An 18,719-nucleotide genomic window follows, 5' to 3' on the forward strand; every position below is an offset into this window, starting at 1 on the left:
GCCCCTTATTATCAGGGGCCGGTTGAAGGCGAGCAGAGCAAAAAGCGTTATTTAATGCCGGCTTCTTCCTGCTGAGGTGCTGGCGAGGATTGGCCGTTATGATCAATTAGCGTGGATTTGTTCTTGGCAAAGGCATCGTAGGCGAAGTCATCGACGGTGAGCATTTCCAACACTTCCGCTTCAAAGGTACGCATGAAGATGGCATCGTCCTCGCTGATGAGGCCTTTTTCCAAACCGGCCTCAATACGAGCTTCCGGGTGAAGCGCCGTTTGCGGTATCTCACCTTTTGAATAGGCTTTATTCACCGTGCGATAGAGTACCTCGGCGCGGTCATAGTCAACCAGCAGGGCGTTATAGCGTGCTAGCGGGTTGCGCTGTTCACCGTCATCCACGTCCCAAGTGTTATCCAGCAGCTTTGTGCGCAGAGCGCTGTGGGTGGAAACGCGCTTGGCGATGTCGCGGGCAAGATCGTCATGGGGCTTATTCCAGCGACGGCCGGCCGGCATGACCAAGGCATTGAGCGTTTTACCCAGGATACGATTGGGAAGATTATCGAAAACCTCCACAAGCGCTTGCTCGGCACGCTGGAGTAAAAAGCGGCAGCTATAGTGCAATAGCGCTTCTTCGCCTTCTACCTTACTGCCGGCTTGCCACTGCTTCAGCACCATTGACGTGAGATAAAGATTCGAAAGCACATCGCCCAGGCGTGCAGAAAGCATCTCGCGCTTCTTAAGCGCTGAGCCTAAGCTTGCCATCGCGGCATCGGCACATAGCCCGAAGCCCGCAGAGAGACGTGCCACGTCTTGGGCATACATAGCGGCAGGAGCATCGAAAGGCACGCTAGCTTTACCCAGGCCAAAGCCGAGGGTTAAGGCGCGGGCTGCGTTGCCGAAAATCAGCCCTGCATGGCTGAAGAAGGCTTTATCAAACGCCTGAATATCGTTTGCGTCTTTAGCGGCCAGTTCATCCAGCACATACGGGTGACAGCGGATAGCGCCCTGACCAAAGATCATCAGGTTACGGGTCATAATGTTGGCGCCTTCCACGGTGATCGCCACCGGGTTTGCGCTGTAGCCGATGCCCAAATAGTTGCGCGGGCCAAGCGTCACGGCCTTACCGCCATGAACATCCATGGCGTCACTAAGCAGCACGCGCTGAAACTCGGTTAGCTGACTTTTCAGAATCGCTGAAGGCACCGCGGGTTTTTCGCCGTGATCAATCATGTTCGCGGTTTGGTACACGGTTGCCTGGGAAATGTAGGCCATTGCTGCCATGCGTGCGAGCGGCTCTTGCACACCTTCCATTTCCGCCACCGGCACGTTGAACTGACGACGAACACGGGTGAAACCGCCGCTCCAACCCAGCGCATAGCGCGCAGTGCCGGTAGCGCCTGACGGCAGCGTGATACAGCGGCCAATAGATAAGCATTCCACCAGCATGCGCCAGCCTTGGCCGATCATGTCCTGGCCACCAATAATGGTGTCCAGCGGTACAAAGACATCGTTACCCACAATCGGTCCGTTCATAAACGGGCTGCCGATAGGGTGATGGCGACGACCTATTTCCATGCCAGCGGTGTCACGGGGAATCAAGGCCAAGGTTATGCCGCGATCTTCTTCGTCACCCAGCAGTTTCTCTGGATCAAACAAGCGAAACGCAAGGCCCACAACGGTGGCGATGGGGGCGAGGGTGATCCAGCGCTTTTCGAAGTTAAGACGAAGACCCAGCACCTCTTCGCCATTGATGGTCTGCTTGCAGACGATGCCGGTGTCGGGCAGGGACGTGGCGTCTGAGCCCGCGCGAGGGCCGGTGAGGCCAAAGCAAGGGATTTCACGGCCGTCGGATAGGCGCGGCAGGTAGTGATCTTTTTGCTCTTGGGTGCCGTATTTAAGCAGCAGTTCACCGGGGCCGAGTGAGTTGGGAACGCCCACGGTGACCATCAGCGTTTCATTGGCAGAGAGTTTTTGCAGCACCATCGACTGGGCTTTCGCGGAGAAGCCAAGCCCGCCGTACTCCTTCGGAATAATCATGCCGAAGAAGCCTTCTTTTTTCAGGTAGTCCCACAGTTGCTGGGGCAGGTCGGCGCGCTCATGGGCGATATCCCAGGCATTGCACATCCCCGCCGCTTTGGCGCACTGGTTGGCTAGAAAGGCTTCCTCATCGTCGCGCAGCCCGTCGTCTTTAAAAGCCAGCAGTTTGTCCCACTGAGGCTTGCCTGAAAATAATTCGCCATCCCACGAAACGCTGCCTGCTTCTAAAGCCGTGCGCTCTGTCGCAGATACTTTCGGTGCCACCTTTTTAAACATGGTAAATAGGCGCGGCGTTAGCCATTGGCTACGCAGCGCGGGGAGGCCAGCGGCGGCAACCGCCGCAGCGGCAATAAGCAGCAGCAGGCCGATCACTTTCGCGTCAAACAGCAGGCCAACGAGGCCCAGCACGGCAAGCACGATCAGCGCCGCGGGAGCGCCAGCTTCACGGCGCATTACCACGAGCAGACCTGCGATGGCGAGCACGATAAGGAGTAGGGTGAGCATAGACTCTCTCTCTGTTTCAGGCCTTTTATTTCAGCCTGCTGTTGTTAGTAAAAAGGCAATACAATAGTGGGTCGAACGCCTGTTTGAATATTGGCAGATGGGTGCCGTTTGGTGCAAGTATTTAGGTAGGGTTAAGGCCATTATAGCCACACACACTATAAAAAAACGCCATGGCAATGAGCCATGACGTTTTGAGTGATAAACGGACTAAATGTTCAGGTGTGCTTATGTTTAGACGCGTTGGGCGGGTGCGCCGTTTGCTACATAGTAGTCAACGCTGGCGCGAGGCAGCGGTGCGCTACCTTTTATACGGTCCGCGATTTTTTCCGCCAGCATAATGGTCGGAGCGTTTAGATTGCCAGTAGGGATTACCGGGAAAAGTGACGCATCGACCACGCGCAGACCTTCAATGCCATGGACGCGGCCCTGGCCATCGGTCACCGCGAGTTCATCGCTACCCATTTTGCAGCTGCCACAGGGGTGGTAGGCCGTTTCGGCGTGTTCCTTAACGAATGCATCGATTTCAGCATCTGACTGAACGTCAGCGCCAGGGGCTATTTCACGACCGCGATATGGTTCAAACGCTGGCTGGGCGATGATATGGCGGGTGAGGCGAATGGCGTCGCGAAACTCTTGCCAGTCGTTTTCTTTAGCCATGTAGTTGAACAAAATGCTCGGCGCCGCGTGAGGATCTTTCGACGTTAAGCGAATGCGGCCACGGCTTTCTGAGCGCATAGAGCCAACGTGGGCCTGGAAGCCGTGAGCCTGCACCGCGCTTTTGCCGTTGTAGCTGATGGCAATGGGTAAAAAGTGGTACTGAAGATTGGGCCATTCTTCTTCATCACGGCTGCGGATGAATCCACAGGCTTCGAACTGGTTGCTGGCGCCTACGCCGGTGCCATTGAAAAGCCATTCCGCGCCAATTTTAGGCTGGTTATACCACTTCAGCGCCGGATAGAGCGAGATAGGTTCTTTGCACTCGTATTGAATGTACATTTCCAGGTGATCCTGGAGATTTTCACCCACGCCGGGCAGGGCGTGAACCGTCTCGATATTAAGCTCTTTCAGCAGTTCTGGATTGCCGATGCCTGAGCGCTGCAAAATCTGCGGCGAGGCGATAGCGCCCCCGCATAAAAGAACTTCACGGCGTGCGTAGACCTGCTGCTTTTCGCCTTTCTGTTCATAACGAACGCCAACGGCGCGTTTACCTTCAAACTCAATAACGTCAGTAACCGCGTGAGTTTCAATGGTTAAATTTTGGCGTTTTTTGGCAGTGTCTAGGTAGCCACGGGCAGTGGACGCACGACGGCCCTTCGGCGTCACAAAGCGGTCCATGGGGCCAAAGCCCTCTTGCTGGTAGCCGTTTACGTCTTCGGTTTCCGGGTAGCCTGCCTGCTTACCAGCTTCAATAAAGGTGCGATAGAGCGGGTTGTTATCCGCTTTTGGCGTGGTCACGCTGACCGGGCCTTCACCACCGTGGTAGCTATTAGCGCCGGTATCGCGGGTTTCGCATTTTTTGAAGTAGGGAAGGCAGCTGAGGTAGTCCCAATCTTCAAGACCGGGCTGTTTGGCCCAGTTGTCGTAGTCGAGGGCGTTGCCGCGGATATAGCACATGCCGTTAATCAGCGACGAGCCGCCCAGGCCTTTGCCTCGGCCACACTCCATGCGGCGGCCATCCATATGCGGTTCGGGATCGGTTTCGAACGCCCAGTTATAGCGTTTGCCCTGCAGTGGGAATGCCAGGGCCGCTGGCATTTGGGTGCGGAAGTCGAGGCGATAGTCTGGGCCGCCCGCTTCCAGTAGCAACACACTGACGCCGCTGTCTTCGGTCAGGCGAGTAGCAAGCACGTTGCCCGCGGAGCCTGCGCCGATAATGATGTAATCAAATTCGCGTGGTTGAGACATAATAACTCCTTAAAACACTGACTCAAACAGGCCCATTTCAATCTGTACGGACTTAGTTTGGGTATAGTGATTAAGCGTCTCGATACCGTTCTCGCGACCAATACCCGACTCTTTATAGCCGCCTACCGGCATCTCGGAGGGTGACTCACCCCAAGTGTTAATCCAGCAAATACCGGCTTCCAGTTGGTGAATCACGCGGTGGGCACGATTTAGGCTTTCGCTAAAGACACCGGCGGCAAGTCCATATGTGGTGTCATTGGCGCGGCGAATAACTTCATTTTCGTCATCGAAAACCAACACTGACATTACCGGGCCGAAGATCTCTTCACGCACGATACGCATATCGTCGGTGCAGTCGGTGAACACGGTGGGTGCAGCCCAGGCGCCATCTGCAAAACTGCCAGTGCTCCAGTCGTCACCGCCTACGAGCAGGCGAGCACCTTGCTCTTTGCCCAGAGCGATATAGGAAAGCACTTTCTCTTGATGCTCGAAACTGACCAGCGGGCCAAAGTTGACGCTAGGGTCCATAGGGTCACCCGCCTTAATGCGCTTAACGCGCTCGACCAGCTTGGCTTCAAAGGCATCTTTGACGCTGCGCTCCACAAACACCCGTGTGCCGTTAGTGCAGATTTGGCCACTTGAATAGAAGTTGGCCATCATGGCGGCGTCAGCGGCACGGTCCAGGTCGGCGTCGGCGAATACCAGCAGCGGCGACTTGCCGCCAAGCTCCATAGTGACGTCTTTTAGCGTCGAGCTTGCGGCGGCAGCCATGACTTTCTTGCCGGTGCCCGCTTCGCCAGTAAACGAGACTTTGGCGATGCCAGGGTGCTGGGTGAGCATGGCGCCCACGCGGCCATCGCCTTGCACCACGTTAAAGACGCCGTTAGGCAGGCCTGCTTGTGTAAATATCTCGGCCAGCTTCATGACCGTGAGTGGGGTGACTTCGCTAGGCTTAAATACCACCGCATTGCCTGCGGCCAGCGCCGGCGCTGCTTTCCAGCAAGCTATTTGGATGGGATAGTTCCACGCCCCAATGGCTCCAATCACGCCCAGCGGCTCGCGGCGGGTGTACACAAAAGAGCTGCCACGTAGGGGGATCTGATTGCCTTCAATAGCAGGCGCCAGGCCAGCGTAGTACTCAAGCGCATCGGCGCCGGTCACGATATCAACGCTCGCCGTTTCGCTGATCGGCTTGCCGGTATTGCGGGTTTCCAATTCGGCAAGCTCGTCATTACGTTCTCGTAACAATGCCACGGCGCGCAATAATACGCGCGAACGCTGCATGCCGGTCATGGCGGCCCACTCACGCTGGCCGCGCTGAGCGGCTTCAACCGCGGTGTCAACATCTGACTGGCTGGCTTGGCCGATCGTAGCGATCAGGCTGCCATTAAAAGGATTGGTGACGGTAAAGGTTTCACCTGACGTGGCGCTTACCTGGCGACCATCAATATAGAGAGGCTGTATGTCTTGAGCGGCCATGTAGGTCTCCTCGAATAAAAACTAGCGATATGTATCGGATGCAGACGTTGCACAGCCATGATGATCAAGCAGTTGATCAAGGTAGGCCTGCGCGATAAGCCGGGCTTCATCTGCATCAAGCCCTGCGGGCGTTAACGCTCCGCGCAGCCATAGGCCGTCAATCATCGCCGCCAAACCGCGGGCGGCGCTGCGGGCATCATGGCGTGGCATTACGCGTCTAAACTGATGGCATAAATGGGTGTAAAGGCGCCGGTCATTGACATTTTGCAAGCGCTGTAGCATGGGCTTGTGCATGCTGCTCGCCCAAAAGGCTAACCATGTCTTGGCAGCGGGGCCGGTGACTTGGGTGCGGTCAAAGTTGCCCTCAATAATAGCGTTAATGTGGGCGCGCGGAGAGTCGTCTGTTAACGCATGGCGGCGCGCGGCAACGGCCTCGGTAAGATCGGTGAGGATTTGCCGCATGGTTGCTTCCAGCAGGCCATCTTTGCCGCCAAAGTAATGGCTGATGATGCCCGCAGATACGCCCGCATGACGAGAAATGCGCATCACGGTGGCTTCGGCTAGACCAACTTCATCAATGGCAGCCATCGTTGCGTGGATTAACTGCTGACGGCGTATCGGTTCCATTCCAACCTTTGGCACGTTGATCTCCTGCGAACGCTCACCTGTATACGTTGAATACTTAGCGTGAGTGAAACTTGAAACCCACTGTTAAGCATGATTACCTAACCATGATGGCATTTTTTTATTGAACGTTCAATCAATAAAAGATCGGTCTATACAGGCGACGTACTTTTTTCTGAATGTGAGCTGAGCTCTCAGTGCGCTCGCATCAGACGTTTCAAGGGGACAACGAACATGAGTAAAATTTCGACGTGTTACGCCGGTGCTTTACTGCTGGCCGCCGGATTACCAGCGGTGGCTTATGCCGACGACTGCAGCAGCGTACGCTTTGCTGAAGTCGGCTGGACAGACATTACCGCGACCACCGCGCTGGCCAGTGAAGTGCTTGAAGGGCTCGGCTATGCATCAAGCATAGATACGGTCTCTGTGCCCATTGCCTACGCGGGGATGCGCAACAATGATTTTGATGTATTTCTGGGCAACTGGATGCCTTCAATGGCATCTATTAGCGACCCTTATATTGAGCGAGGTGAGGTCGAGCGTTTGGTCGCTAACCTGGAAGGGGCAAAGTACACCCTGGCCGTGCCTCAATACGTTTATGATGCGGGAGTGACATCGGTCAATGACCTGGCGGCGCATGCCGATCAGTTTGACCGCAGCGTGCACGGCATTGAAGCAGGTAACGATGGCAACGAGCTAATCGAGCAAATGATTGATGATAACGCCTATGAGTTAGGCGACTGGCAGGTGGTTAACTCCAGCGAGGCAGGGATGTTGGCGGAGTTGCGCGCGCGCGTCCCGAATGAGCAGTGGATGGTGTTTTTAGGTTGGGAGCCACACCCCATGAACTCTAACTTTGAGATGGCCTATCTCTCAGGCGCCGATGATTATTTTGGCCCGGAGCTAGGGGGCGCGACGGTGCATACAAATACACGCGCGGGGTTTGTGGATGAGTGCCCAAATGTGGGGGTGTTATTACGCAATATGACCTTTACGCTGGAAATGGAGAACCAGCTGATGAGCGCGATTATGGATGATGGTGTCGCGCCCCGTGACGCCGCGCGTGACTACTTAAAAGCCAATGACAGTATCCTGGATGAGTGGTTAAACGGCGTGACAACGCGTAATGGCGAGCCTGGCGCAGAGGCCGTGCGCGCTGCCATTCAATAAGCTAATTTAGGTGGGGAAGGTGAGTCGGAATCCGGCTTGCCTTTCGCATTTAAGATAGGCATAATCTGCACCCGTTGATGAGGAAAAGGCTACGTAGCTCAGCTGGTTAGAGCACATCACTCATAATGATGGGGTCCCCTGTTCAAATCAGGGCGTAGCCACCACATCAGCATTAGCACACTTATTTCATACAGAGTGTGCCGTTATGGTGGCCCCTTAGGTCCTCCCGCAACGCTAAACTGCGAACCCCGCCAGGCCCGGAAGGGAGCAACGGTAGTGGTGGCTGCGTGTGCCGGGATGTGGCTTCTGGGGCTACCACCATTTCTAGCCTGCATTATTTTATTTCCCTCCTTTAAATACTGCTGACGCACAGACTCGTCAAGCAATACGCTTGCGTCTTGTAAGCTAGTGCGGTACTTACATTTAATATTAGCCTTACGGGTATTACGATGAAAACGCTACTGCGATGGCTGCTCAGCCTCGTGGCGCTTTTGGCGCTGCTGTTAGTGGGACCTGTATGGTTATTGGTGACGAATCAGGTGGTCACGGATGTTCATTGGTCATCGTTAGATCGCACCTCGACGGGTATTGCGCCTGACCCTGCAGCGTATTCTGAGGCTGTTGTGCAGGTCTATTCGGCCCGGGCATACAACTGGCGAGGGGCGTTTGGCGAGCATATTTGGATCGCAACCAAAGCGGAAAATGCTGACAGTTATCGGCTACATCAGGTATTGAGCTGGCGCCAGCCCACGGTGGTGTCCTCTATTGATACGCCTGACCGGACTTGGTTTGGAAATGCGCCTACGCTGTTGGCCGATTATCGCGGGGAAACGGCTGGCCAGATGATTCCGAAAATAGAGGCCGCCGCCACGGATTATCCTCAAGCCGACCTTTACCGCGTGTGGCCCGGGCCTAATAGTAATAGCTTTATTGCTTGGGTAATACGTGAAGTACCAGGGTTTGAAGTGACGCTGCCTGTGACGGCTATCGGTAAGGATTATATTTTTAACGGCGTGTTTGCGTCTGCACCCAGCGGCACTGGCTACCAGTTTTCACTAGGCGGCATGATCGGCATTATGTTCGCGCTGGAAGAGGGTCTTGAGATTAATTTTTTAGGGCTCAGCGTTGGTTTTGATGTTATGCGGCCTGCGTTAAAGCTGCCGGGTATCGGGAGGCTGGGAATGCCCGCCCGAGTATCAGGCAGTGGTGATTAGCTTTTAATTTTGCTGGTGGTCGGTAAAGCGTTGCATGATCGTGAGTGTTTCATCGCTTACGTGATGCTCCATGCCTTCAGCATCAATGCGGGCGGTGGCATCTTTAACACCCAGTGCACGCAGGAAGTGCAGCACGATGTCGTGGCGAGCACGCGACGTCTCGGCCATTTTTTGGCCAGCCTCGGTGAGGAACAGCGATCGGTAGGGCTTGCTAGTCACTAGCTCCAGCTCATTTAAACGCCGAATCATTTTCGATACAGTCGCCTGGCTAACCGCCATACGATTGGCTATATCCGCTGCACGGGCTTCGCCACGGTGCATCAGCAAATCACCTATCAGCTCAACATAGTCTTCAATCAATTCGGTTTCGTGAGCGTTGCGCACCGTTGCGTATTGCAGGGCGTGCTGCTCCACGGGGGGCAGCGCATCGCCAGGAATGCTGGCGGCGGGCAATGAGGCATTTGGATTAGATTCAGTCATTGGAAGATTATATCGGAGGCTGGTGTAACAATCATTGGATAGTCGCGTATTTTTACGCACAAAGCTTGCCAGTTGATAATACACAAAAGAGATCCGCTAAGAATCAGTGATTTTGCTGAGCGCTCCGCTTAGGTTTGTTGTTTTATTCTGCTAAAATCCGCCACCTTCGCTGTTAATAGCCTTTCAATAGCTTTAGGGATCTTCATGAATGCAGTAATTCTGGCGGTGCTGGTGATGGTGGCGCTATCGCTGGCGCGTGTCTCGGTGGTTTTCGCGCTGGTGCTGGGTGCTTTAGTGGGCGGCTTGGTGGGTGGGTTGAGCCTTGAGCAAACCATGGATGCATTTAATGCAGGCGTGGGTGGCGGTGCCCAAGTTGCATTGGCCTATGCCACTCTGGGCGCGTTTGCAGTGGCGATTTCCCGCTCTGGTTTGCCGGACATGCTGGCGAATCGTCTGATTACGTTACTGGGCAAACAAACCACGCCAGCACATCAAGCGCGCGTTAAAGTGCTGCTGCTAACGGCGGTTTTGCTGGTTGCCATCTCGTCACAAAACGCTATTCCTGTGCATATCGCTTTTATACCCGTGCTTATTCCGCCGCTCTTAATCGTGATGAATCGCTTGAGGCTAGATCGGCGCGCGGTGGCCTGTGCACTCACGTTTGGATTAACTGCGCCGTACATGCTGCTGCCAGTCGGTTTTGGGGCGATCTTCCTCAACGATATATTGCTCGCTAACTTAAATAGCGCCGGCGGGCCGTTAGGCTTAGAGATTACCCGTGGCATGGTGCCTATGGCCATGGCGATCCCGGTAGGCGGTATGGCGTTAGGGCTAATCGTCGCGCTATTTTGGAGCTATCGGCGCCCGCGTGACTATCAGGCTCAAGACATTGCTAACGCTAACGTGATGGAAGGGCATACGCCCGCCGAGCCTCACATGCTGGGGCTTATAATGTCGGGCGTTGCCATCGTCGCTGCGCTGGGGCTGCAGCTATATAGCGGCTCAATGATTTTAGGTGGCTTGGTAGGTATTGGTTTGCTCTCGCTTGGGGGAATATTCAAGTGGCGGGAAGCTGATGATCTCTTTACCAGCGGCATGCGAATGATGGCGCTGATTGGTTTTATCATGATTTCAGCGGCGGGCTTTGCCGAAGTGATGAAAACCACGGGTGAAATCGACACGCTGGTATCGGGTGCCTTTGCGGTACTGGGTGATAACCGGGGCTTAGCTGCGCTAGTAATGCTGCTGGTCGGGCTGTTTATAACGCTGGGGATTGGCTCTTCGTTCTCAACCATTCCCATTATTGCCGCTATTTTTGTGCCCTTAGCGGTGCAGTTTGGCTTTTCGCCCATGGCCACGGTAGTGCTGGTAGGTACGGCAGCGGCGCTGGGAGATGCGGGCTCACCTGCGTCTGATTCAACCCTGGGGCCGACCTCCGGTCTTAATGTGGATCGTCAGCATGATCACATTTGGGACAGCGTTGTGCCGACGTTTCTGCATTACAATATTCCACTAGTGGGCTTTGGCTGGCTGGCGGCAATGATGCTGTAAGCATGTGGCTTTGATATGCAAAGGGACAACAGGCGTTGTCCCTTTTTTATGAGTAATCATGCCTCACTGCTTAGGCAAATAAGACTCAAAAGCGCTTAGTAGGCCTCGCAGCAGAGAAAGCTCTTTGCGGCTAGGCTGCGCGCGAGCAAAGAGTGCTTGGAGCTGCTCTTCAGTGCGGGCGTGGGGTTGGGTTAAAAAGCCACTTTTTTGCATTAACTCCCCGAGATGCGCTTGGAAGTGTAGAAACTGTTCACGGCTAGGGGGTATCGCTTCCAGCGGCCGTTGATATGCGAAATCGTTATCTGCGCTTTTACGCCATGCACGGTGCACTTCGTACGCTAAAATTTGCACCGCTTGAGATAAATTCAGAATGCCGTAATCGGCATTGGCTGGGATGCTGACCTGGTGGGTGCAGCAGCGAATCTCATCGTTTGTAAGTCCTGAGCGCTCTCGTCCAAATACTAGTGCTACCGGTGCAGTTTGCGCATTCTGAATGACGTCTAAGGCCATATCGTCGGGTTCATCATAGTGGGGCAACGGTAGGCTGCGCAGGCGCGCGCTAGCCCCCACCACTTGAACACAGTCGATAACAGCGGCGTCTAGCGAGCTGACAATGCGGGCATTATCAAGCACATCGTTAGCGCCCGCGGAAAGGCGAGTGGCTTCTTCATCAGGGTATGAGCGTGGGTTAACCAGCACCAGCTCAGTCAAACCCATGGTTTTCATTGCCCGCGCCGCAGCCCCAATATTGCCTGGGTGAAAGGTCTGTACGAGCACGATACGGATATGCTGCAACATGCGTTATCGCCCTATAGCCTTAAAAAATCGGCCTGATAATAGCACGTTGGCTTAGCTGAATGGACGATAAGTTATGATGTAGCGTTAATGCCGTGCAGGTCTTTATAACGCAACAACCCCGCACAAGGCGGGGTTGTTGGTGATGACATTAACAGCTAGTCATCTTGAGCAAAGGGCTCAGGGTTGCGTTACATCATGCCGCCCATACCACCCATTCCACCCATGCCGCCCATATCAGGAGCGCCTTCTTTCTCTTCGGGGTCTTCTGCGATCATGCACTCAGTGGTGATCATCAGACCTGCAACAGAACCAGCGGACTGCAGCGCAGTACGGGTTACTTTAGCGGGGTCCAGAACGCCCATTTCGAACAGATCGCCGTATTCGCCGGTCTGTGCGTTGTAGCCGAAGTTGCCTACTTCATCTTTAACGCGATTAATTACGATGGCAGCTTCTTCACCAGCGTTAGTCACGATTTGACGAAGCGGTGACTGCATAGCGCGCAGCGCCATGTTGATACCGTGGTTTTGGTCTTCGTTTTCGCCAGTCAGGCCTTGTACTTTAGCCATAACGCGAACGAGTGCTGTACCGCCACCAGGTACCACGCCTTCTTCAACGGCTGCACGAGTAGAGTGCAGAGCGTCTTCAACGCGTGCTTTCTTCTCTTTCATTTCCACTTCGGTCGCAGCACCAACGCGGATAACAGCAACACCGCCTGCTAGTTTAGCAACACGCTCTTGCAGCTTCTCTTTGTCGTAATCAGAAGACGTATCTTCGATTTGCGCGCGGATCTGGTTAACGCGAGCTTCAATGTCGTTTTCTGCACCAGCGCCGTCGATGATTGTGGTGTTTTCTTTAGACATCGTCATGCGCTTAGCCGTACCCAGGTGATCCAGGGTAGCTTGCTCAAGCGTCAGGCCAACTTCTTCAGAAATGACCGTGCCGTTGGTCAGGATAGCAATGTCCTGCAGCATGGATTTACGACGGTCGCCGAAGCCAGGTGCTTTAGCAGCAGCGACTTTAACGATACCGCGCATGTTGTTAACCACCAACGTTGCAAGCGCTTCGCCTTCGATATCTTCAGCGATAATAGCTAGCGGCTTGCCTTGCTTAGCAACGGCTTCAAGAACCGGCAGCAGCTCACGGATATTGGAGATCTTTTTATCCACTAATAGGATGTAAGGATCTTCCAGTTCAACCGTCATGGTGTCCTGGTTGGTAACGAAGTAGGGAGACAGGTAGCCGCGATCAAACTGCATACCTTCAACAACTTCTAGCTCATCTTCAAAGCCACGGCCTTCATCAACGGTGATGACGCCTTCTTTACCTACTTTTTCCATCGCTTCAGCGATGATTTCACCAATACGCTTGTCGCCGTTGGCAGAAATCGTGCCGACCTGAGCAATCGACTTGGTGTCGGTGCAAGGTACGGACATTGCTTTGATTTCTTTAACAGCGGCCGCAACGGCTTGATCGATGCCGCGCTTAAGGTCCATCGGGTTCATGCCGGCAGTCACGCCTTTCAGGCCTTCAGCAATGATTGCTTGGGCGAGAACGGTAGCGGTGGTGGTGCCGTCGCCAGCCGCATCAGAAGTCTGTGAAGCAACTTCTTTAACCATCTGGGCGCCCATGTTCTCGAACTTGTCTTTCAGTTCGATTTCTTTAGCGACAGAGACACCGTCTTTAGTAACGGTGGGGGAGCCGAAGGATTTTTCCAGCACCACGTTACGGCCTTTCGGGCCTAGCGTTACTTTTACTGCGTTGGCAAGAACATCAACGCCGCGCGCCATACGTTTGCGTGCGTCATCAGAAAATTTAACTTGTTTAGCTGACATAGTGGTTACTTCCTAAATTGAATTCAAAAACGTGAAAGTAAATAGCTGAAATGAGGATTAACCTTCAACAACGGCAAGGATATCGGTTTCACTCATAATCAGAACTTCTTCGCCGTCGACTTTTTGTTTCTCAACGCCGTAGCCATCTTTAAAGATCACGTTGTCGCCGACTTTAACGTCTAGCGGACGTACTTCGCCATTTTCAAGAATGCGACCATTGCCGACGGCTAATACTTCACCACGGGTAGGTTTTTCTTGTGCATTACCAGGAAGCACGATGCCACCAGCCGTTTTCTGTTCTTCTTCAACGCGACGGACGATGACACGATCATGTAAAGGACGGATGTTCATTCACGTTCTCCTAAGTAGGTTGAAGCCCTTATTGAGGGCAGCTAGCTAAAAAATGTTCTCGTGGGAGTCCCCGCGAGACGTGAAGACCTTGCGGTCTTCATTGTTAATGGCGGCTGCTACATTAAGCAGTCACCGAAATTATGTGCTGGCTAAAAAGTGGGGGCTGCAGGTGGCCTTTCAAGGGGGGAGAGCAATAAAAAATTGCTTTTGTGCAGATTTTCTTCCAAACGGTGCGTTATCGATGGCGTGACGACTCATCACGGCTAATGAAATCACCTTCAATGGGGCCTTTTTGATCCGATGAGGAAGTTGCGGAGTCTTTAGCTGGCCCATCAAACCATCCGTCATCGTTGTCGGCGCGCGTTGAGCGTGAGTGGGCAGACGATGTATGCGGGCCTTGCTGCTGTCCTGCAATGGTCTTAATGCCTAGCCACGTTAATGCTTTAAGCATTAAATGGCGTGCACTGGGAATCAGGCATGCAAGGCCAAGTGCGTCCGACAAGAAGCCCGGTGCCATCAGTAAGGCGCCGCCAAAAATAAGTGCGGCGCCAGTCAGAAGCTCGCTAGAAGGGATTTCACCTGCCTGCATGCGTTGGCGTGCACGGGCGAAGGTTGAGACGCCTTCTTTACGAATAAGATGTAGCCCGGCAAAGCCTGTGCCAAGCACTAATAATAGGGTAGTAATCAAACCTATTTGGCTGCCAATTGAAAAAAGCACAATAAAATCTAGTAAAGTGAACAGCGATATAAAAATCAAAATAGGCATGGTTAACTCCAGAAATAAACGACTTAATAACCGTCGTAGCTGGCTAATATGGTGCCAGAAATACAAATAACAAGCAGCTAAAGATGTGCGTTTTAGCGTTAGTGCCGTGCGATTCGGGCTAGTAAATCCCTTGTTGTGCGGCGCACAATGAGGCGGCGTAAATCTTCTTAAAGGAGTCAGTGATGGTTATTACCGATAAAGTCATTGCTATAACCGGTGGCGCACGAGGATTGGGCTATGCCACGGCCCTGCGTTTGGGCAAGCAGGGCGCGCGCGTGGCGCTGCTGGATATGAGTAGTGAAGCATTGGCTCAGGCGGTATCACAGCTTTCTGCTGAAGGGGTTGATGCGCAGGCCTTTGTGGTAAACGTTGCGGAAGAGGCTTCCGTTATTCAGGCATTTGCCGATATTGCAAAACGCATGGCGCCGGTAAGCGGCTGCGTGAATAACGCAGGCATTACCCAGGACGCACTGCTGGTCAAGGCGAAAGATGGCCACGTTGAGAAGCGTATGTCGCTGGAAAGCTGGCAAAACGTCATTAATGTTAATTTAACCGGCGTTTTTCTGTGCGGGCGTGAAGCGGCTACTCAGATGATTGAGGCAGGGCATGAGGGGGTAATCGTCAATATCTCAAGCATTTCGCGTGCGGGCAATATGGGGCAGAGTAACTATGCGGCGGCCAAGGCGGGAGTGCATGCGTTAACGGTAACCTGGAGTAAGGAGCTGGCGCGCTATAGCATTCGTACAGGTACCGTTGCACCTGGATTTGTGGCCACGGAAATGACTGCTGGTATGCGCCCAGATATGTTGGAGCGCATTACCTCTAGCGTGCCGTTAAAACGTTTGGGGGATCCCGATAATATTGCCCAAAGTGTCGCTTTCATTGTTGAAAATGATTATTTCAGCGGGCGCATCATTGAGTGTGATGGCGGATTGAGGCTATAGCTTTCTGAGTATAGTTTTTACACCAGCTCTGCCTGGGCGGCCTGTATGGCCGCTCTGCAAGCATCATTGATACGCCCGCAACATCAATTAGCAATTAAACAGCGCAACGGTTTTGCATTAAAAGTAGTCGCGGCTGATTTTGCCTTGCTCTCGGTTCAGCTTAAGCCGTGCACTTGGTTCTGCTTAAGTAAGTGCAGCTGTGTAACGAGCAGGCACAAAAAAAGCACCTCATGGGTGCCTGATATGCTGACTAATTCAGAGAAAATTTTAAAGCTAACTTCTTGAAAACTAACAAGTAATTGGTGCGGATGGGGAGACTCGAACTCCCACACCTTACGGCACTAGAACCTAAATCTAGCGTGTCTACCAATTCCACCACATCCGCGAAGACGAGGCGTATGTTATCATTTTTGTGATACAAGTCAACGCCTAGTTTGATATTTGTTTAAATGGGTGAAGAGCGGTCTATGTTTTCTAAGAAATCGTTTTTGAAGCAAGGCCTGCAAAGAGGGAGTTATTGGATAAAGCGAAACATGCCGGGCTATTGCGCTTTTTGCCTAGCCCCTACGGCGCAGGGGCTAGGGTGGTGTGATGCGTGTGCCGATGAGCTCCCATGGAATTTATATGCCTGCAGCCAATGCGGTGAGCCGGTGAAGCACGGCCAGCGATTATGCGGGCATTGCTTAACGGAGCCTCCGGCCTTTTTGGCGACTCAGGCGGGGTTGCTGTATCAGGGTGCCATTAAAGAGCTAATACATGATTTTAAATTCAACGCCTCACCGAGGGCTGGGGTATTGCTTTGCGAACTGATGTTAATGACGCAGCCCCAGCTAACTGGGCAAGCGTTCGTGTCAGTACCGATGCACCCTGCAAATGCCCGTGAGCGTGGATTTAACCAATCATATTGGCTGGCAAAACAGCTCAGCCACAGATTGGCTGTTCCATTGCACACTGCTCAGCGAGTTAAGAGAAGTCGTTCCCAGCGCACGTTGAATCGCCGCGAGCGGGCATCCAATCTAGCCGATGCTTTTGCATTTCAGATGCCGCCACCGGAGCATTTGGTGATCATTGACGATGTGGTGACTACCGGTGCTACTGGGCATGCAATGGCGTGTGCCGCGCTGGAGGCAGGTGCTAAGCGCGTCGATATTTGGGCAGTAGCGCGGACGCCCCTGGGCAAGGGTTGATAGAATAGGTTTTTTGCCGACCCCAGGAGTGACCTATGTCACACCCGTTTAGCTCTCTTTCGCCCGATTTAGTGATGTCTGCAGCCGAGTCGCTTGATATTTGGCCAGCGGGTGAGCCTTTCGCGCTAAATAGCTACGAAAACCGCGTGCTAATGTTTCGCGATGAGGATGGCAAAAACTGGATTATTAAGTTTTATCGGCCTGACCGCTGGTCAGAGGCGGTGATTCAGGAAGAGCATGATTTTTTACAAGAGCTAGCTGACAACGATGTGCCGGTCGTGGCGCCTTGGCGAAACACTCAGGGCCAGTCGCTACATAAGTTTAAAGTATTTAACTTTGCGTTATTTCCTCACTGTCCTGGTCAGGCCCCGGAGCTTGATAACCCTGCTCACTTATTTGCAATGGGCGAGGTGCTGGGGCGCTTACACGAAATCTCCGCTAAACAAGCTTTTCAACACCGCCCGCGATTAGAGATGGCAAGCGGTGTCCTTGATGCTCAGCAGCGTGTGCTGACAAGTGAGCGATTGAGTGGTCATCAGCGTCGAGCATATGAAAACGTCATTACGAAAGTACATCAGCAGCTTTCAAAGCACTGCGTACCTGCTAGCAGCATGATTCGGTGTCATGGTGACTGTCATTTAGGCAATGTGCTCGGCCGCGATGAGCAGTTTACGCTGGTCGATTTTGATGACTGCCTTATGGCGCCCGCGATTCAGGATATCTGGATGATGCTTCCCACCGACGACCCGCAGGGCTGGGGAGCACACTTGAATGAGATTACCGAAGGGTATGAGGAAGCGCTGCCGTTTCCGACGGAGCAGATATCGTTAATTGAACCGTTAAGAAGCTATCGGTTGATTCGTCATACTGCTTGGCTGGTATCGCGCTGGAATGACCCCGCTTTCCCACGGGCGTTTCCGTGGTTGGCGGATAGCGGTTACTGGGATCAGCATATCCGCCAGTTAGAGCAGCAGTGCCTGCAGTTAGAAACCCCGCGTTGGTTGGCATAGCGCGGGGAGGGGAATGGCCGCGTAATGTGTGGAGCTGAGCGGTGTCTTCGCATCGCCTTGTTAGCTACGACGCTGCCATAAATGAGAGGCTTACGTTAAAATAGGTTATTCCAGACAATAATGGTTCAGCAGTCTTTGTAGCTATTTTTTGTACCTTAACTGCTGGCCAATATGCTCGTAAATTTTATATTTAGACGGGTCTAATATTAATTCGCGTAAAGAAAGAATTGACGTAGGTGTCAGTCTTTTTGCATTTGTGCACCGTTTTTGATGAGGCTTAACATGTCCGATGATATTGCTCACCACTATCGCCAGATAATCACTGCTTTGGGAGAAGATCCCGATCGGGAAGGATTGCGGGATACGCCAAAGCGGGCAGCGAAAGCCATGCAGTTTTTGAATGCGGGCTATAATCAGTCGCTGGGAGAAATTATTAACGGTGCCGTGTTTGAGTCGCACACAGACGAAATGGTGCTGGTAAAAGACATTGAGCTTTATTCAATGTGTGAACACCATCTGCTGCCCTTTATTGGCAAGTGCCATATCGCCTATTTACCTAACGGCAAGGTGCTGGGGCTATCTAAATTTGCGCGCATTGTTGATATGTTTGCACGACGTATGCAGATCCAAGAAAATCTCACCCTACAAATCGCCGATGCCGTTCAAGAAGTCACGCAGGCAAAGGGCGTCGCAGTGGTCATTGAGGCTCGCCATCTTTGCATGATGATGCGTGGCGTCGAGAAGCAAAACTCCAGTATGACCTCATCCGTCATGCTAGGCAGGTTTCGCAGCGACCAGGCGACTCGGCAAGAATTCCTAATGCTGATTAATTGAATCTGGTGCCGCTAGCCGATAATCAAGGCACGCTAGAAAC

Annotated in this window: 16 protein-coding genes, 2 tRNA genes and 1 other RNA gene; 9 read left to right on the forward strand and 10 right to left on the reverse strand. The window is 53.1% G+C overall.

What is annotated here, in order from left to right:
• Positions 1-47: 47 nt before the first annotated feature.
• The 4 genes from ACT3TF_RS11095 to betI all read right to left on the reverse strand — a co-directional run bounded on the left by ACT3TF_RS11095 (position 48) and on the right by betI (position 6,560).
• Positions 48-2,534, reverse strand: coding sequence for an acyl-CoA dehydrogenase (locus tag ACT3TF_RS11095; protein ID WP_444672214.1), 2,487 nt, complete (start codon positions 2,532-2,534; stop codon positions 48-50).
• Between the two features lie 231 nt (positions 2,535-2,765).
• Complete coding sequence (gene betA / locus ACT3TF_RS11100) at positions 2,766-4,439, reverse strand: choline dehydrogenase (protein ID WP_444672215.1); 1,674 nt, start codon at positions 4,437-4,439, stop codon at positions 2,766-2,768.
• A 9-nt stretch (positions 4,440-4,448) separates the two neighbouring features.
• Complete coding sequence (gene betB / locus ACT3TF_RS11105; RefSeq protein WP_444672216.1) at positions 4,449-5,918, reverse strand: betaine-aldehyde dehydrogenase; 1,470 nt, start codon at positions 5,916-5,918, stop codon at positions 4,449-4,451.
• A gap of 21 nt (positions 5,919-5,939) precedes the next feature.
• Positions 5,940-6,560, reverse strand: a complete 621-nt coding sequence (betI, locus tag ACT3TF_RS11110; protein WP_444672217.1) for a transcriptional regulator BetI — start codon at positions 6,558-6,560, stop codon at positions 5,940-5,942.
• A 216-nt stretch (positions 6,561-6,776) separates the two neighbouring features.
• On the opposite strand from betI, the gene ACT3TF_RS11115 reads away from it, so the two are divergent.
• The 4 genes from ACT3TF_RS11115 to ACT3TF_RS11130 all read left to right on the forward strand — a co-directional run bounded on the left by ACT3TF_RS11115 (position 6,777) and on the right by ACT3TF_RS11130 (position 8,926).
• Positions 6,777-7,712, forward strand: a complete 936-nt coding sequence (locus ACT3TF_RS11115; protein WP_444672219.1) for a choline ABC transporter substrate-binding protein — start codon at positions 6,777-6,779, stop codon at positions 7,710-7,712.
• Positions 7,713-7,799: 87 nt separating this feature from the next.
• Positions 7,800-7,876 (forward strand) — tRNA-Met (locus ACT3TF_RS11120).
• Positions 7,877-7,927: 51 nt separating this feature from the next.
• Positions 7,928-8,024: signal recognition particle sRNA small type (gene ffs / locus ACT3TF_RS11125), an RNA gene on the forward strand.
• Positions 8,025-8,161: 137 nt separating this feature from the next.
• Positions 8,162-8,926, forward strand: a complete 765-nt coding sequence (locus ACT3TF_RS11130; protein WP_444672220.1) for a DUF3750 domain-containing protein — start codon at positions 8,162-8,164, stop codon at positions 8,924-8,926.
• A gap of 3 nt (positions 8,927-8,929) precedes the next feature.
• Here the strand turns inward: ACT3TF_RS11130 and mntR are convergent, their stop codons facing one another.
• A complete protein-coding gene (gene mntR / locus ACT3TF_RS11135) occupies positions 8,930-9,406 on the reverse strand; it encodes a manganese-binding transcriptional regulator MntR (protein WP_096280296.1) in 477 nt (158 codons plus the stop codon).
• A gap of 204 nt (positions 9,407-9,610) precedes the next feature.
• Here mntR and ACT3TF_RS11140 point away from each other — a divergent pair, with 204 nt between their 5' ends.
• A complete protein-coding gene (locus ACT3TF_RS11140) occupies positions 9,611-10,957 on the forward strand; it encodes a Na+/H+ antiporter family protein (RefSeq protein ID WP_096280294.1) in 1,347 nt (448 codons plus the stop codon).
• Between the two features lie 63 nt (positions 10,958-11,020).
• On the opposite strand, the gene ACT3TF_RS11145 is transcribed toward ACT3TF_RS11140, so the two are convergent.
• From ACT3TF_RS11145 to ACT3TF_RS11160, 4 genes are all read right to left on the reverse strand, one after another.
• Entirely contained in the window at positions 11,021-11,755 is a 735-nt protein-coding gene (locus ACT3TF_RS11145; RefSeq protein WP_441684434.1) for an RNA methyltransferase, read from the reverse strand.
• 188 nt (positions 11,756-11,943) lie between these two features.
• Positions 11,944-13,587 carry a chaperonin GroEL gene (gene groL, locus ACT3TF_RS11150; protein ID WP_096280290.1) on the reverse strand — a complete coding sequence of 548 codons (1,644 nt, stop codon included), beginning with the start codon at positions 13,585-13,587 and terminating at the stop codon, positions 11,944-11,946.
• 57 nt (positions 13,588-13,644) lie between these two features.
• A complete protein-coding gene (locus ACT3TF_RS11155) occupies positions 13,645-13,938 on the reverse strand; it encodes a co-chaperone GroES (protein WP_096280288.1) in 294 nt (97 codons plus the stop codon).
• 235 nt (positions 13,939-14,173) lie between these two features.
• Positions 14,174-14,704 (reverse strand): FxsA family protein, encoded by a 531-nt coding sequence (locus ACT3TF_RS11160; RefSeq protein ID WP_444672221.1) that lies wholly within the window; start codon positions 14,702-14,704, stop codon positions 14,174-14,176.
• Positions 14,705-14,886: 182 nt separating this feature from the next.
• Here ACT3TF_RS11160 and ACT3TF_RS11165 point away from each other — a divergent pair, with 182 nt between their 5' ends.
• Positions 14,887-15,648 (forward strand): SDR family oxidoreductase, encoded by a 762-nt coding sequence (locus ACT3TF_RS11165; RefSeq protein ID WP_096280284.1) that lies wholly within the window; start codon positions 14,887-14,889, stop codon positions 15,646-15,648.
• Positions 15,649-15,948: 300 nt separating this feature from the next.
• Here the strand turns inward: ACT3TF_RS11165 and ACT3TF_RS11170 are convergent.
• A tRNA-Leu gene (locus tag ACT3TF_RS11170) sits at positions 15,949-16,033 on the reverse strand.
• Between the two features lie 82 nt (positions 16,034-16,115).
• Between ACT3TF_RS11170 and ACT3TF_RS11175 the strand changes: the two genes are divergently transcribed.
• The 3 genes from ACT3TF_RS11175 (at position 16,116) to folE (ending at position 18,679) form a co-directional block, all read left to right on the forward strand.
• Complete coding sequence (locus tag ACT3TF_RS11175) at positions 16,116-16,835, forward strand: ComF family protein (RefSeq protein ID WP_444672222.1); 720 nt, start codon at positions 16,116-16,118, stop codon at positions 16,833-16,835.
• Positions 16,836-16,870: 35 nt separating this feature from the next.
• On the forward strand, positions 16,871-17,845 hold the full coding sequence (locus ACT3TF_RS11180) for a serine/threonine protein kinase (RefSeq protein ID WP_444672223.1): 975 nt from the start codon (positions 16,871-16,873) through the stop codon (positions 17,843-17,845).
• Between the two features lie 282 nt (positions 17,846-18,127).
• Positions 18,128-18,679, forward strand: coding sequence for a GTP cyclohydrolase I FolE (folE, locus tag ACT3TF_RS11185; protein WP_096280280.1), 552 nt, complete (start codon positions 18,128-18,130; stop codon positions 18,677-18,679).
• Positions 18,680-18,719: the final 40 nt, after the last annotated feature.

Source organism: Halomonas sp. AOP25-F1-15, assembly GCF_052378675.1.
GTDB classification, from domain to species: Bacteria; Pseudomonadota; Gammaproteobacteria; order Pseudomonadales; family Halomonadaceae; genus Vreelandella; species Vreelandella casei.

What these genes read in the sequence shown, in the direction of transcription:
- ACT3TF_RS11095 (WP_444672214.1), bottom strand. Translation starts at nt 2,534, where the DNA reads ATGCTCACCCTACTCCTTATCGTGCTCGCCATCGCAGGTCTGCTCGTG.
- betA (WP_444672215.1), bottom strand. Translation starts at nt 4,439, where the DNA reads ATGTCTCAACCACGCGAATTTGATTACATCATTATCGGCGCAGGCTCC.
- betB (WP_444672216.1), bottom strand. Translation starts at nt 5,918, where the DNA reads ATGGCCGCTCAAGACATACAGCCTCTCTATATTGATGGTCGCCAGGTA.
- ACT3TF_RS11115 (WP_444672219.1), top strand. Translation starts at nt 6,777, where the DNA reads ATGAGTAAAATTTCGACGTGTTACGCCGGTGCTTTACTGCTGGCCGCC.
- ACT3TF_RS11130 (WP_444672220.1), top strand. Translation starts at nt 8,162, where the DNA reads ATGAAAACGCTACTGCGATGGCTGCTCAGCCTCGTGGCGCTTTTGGCG.
- mntR (WP_096280296.1), bottom strand. Translation starts at nt 9,406, where the DNA reads ATGACTGAATCTAATCCAAATGCCTCATTGCCCGCCGCCAGCATTCCT.
- ACT3TF_RS11140 (WP_096280294.1), top strand. Translation starts at nt 9,611, where the DNA reads ATGAATGCAGTAATTCTGGCGGTGCTGGTGATGGTGGCGCTATCGCTG.
- ACT3TF_RS11145 (WP_441684434.1), bottom strand. Translation starts at nt 11,755, where the DNA reads ATGTTGCAGCATATCCGTATCGTGCTCGTACAGACCTTTCACCCAGGC.
- groL (WP_096280290.1), bottom strand. Translation starts at nt 13,587, where the DNA reads ATGTCAGCTAAACAAGTTAAATTTTCTGATGACGCACGCAAACGTATG.
- ACT3TF_RS11155 (WP_096280288.1), bottom strand. Translation starts at nt 13,938, where the DNA reads ATGAACATCCGTCCTTTACATGATCGTGTCATCGTCCGTCGCGTTGAA.
- ACT3TF_RS11160 (WP_444672221.1), bottom strand. Translation starts at nt 14,704, where the DNA reads ATGCCTATTTTGATTTTTATATCGCTGTTCACTTTACTAGATTTTATT.
- ACT3TF_RS11165 (WP_096280284.1), top strand. Translation starts at nt 14,887, where the DNA reads ATGGTTATTACCGATAAAGTCATTGCTATAACCGGTGGCGCACGAGGA.
- ACT3TF_RS11175 (WP_444672222.1), top strand. Translation starts at nt 16,116, where the DNA reads ATGTTTTCTAAGAAATCGTTTTTGAAGCAAGGCCTGCAAAGAGGGAGT.
- ACT3TF_RS11180 (WP_444672223.1), top strand. Translation starts at nt 16,871, where the DNA reads ATGTCACACCCGTTTAGCTCTCTTTCGCCCGATTTAGTGATGTCTGCA.
- folE (WP_096280280.1), top strand. Translation starts at nt 18,128, where the DNA reads ATGTCCGATGATATTGCTCACCACTATCGCCAGATAATCACTGCTTTG.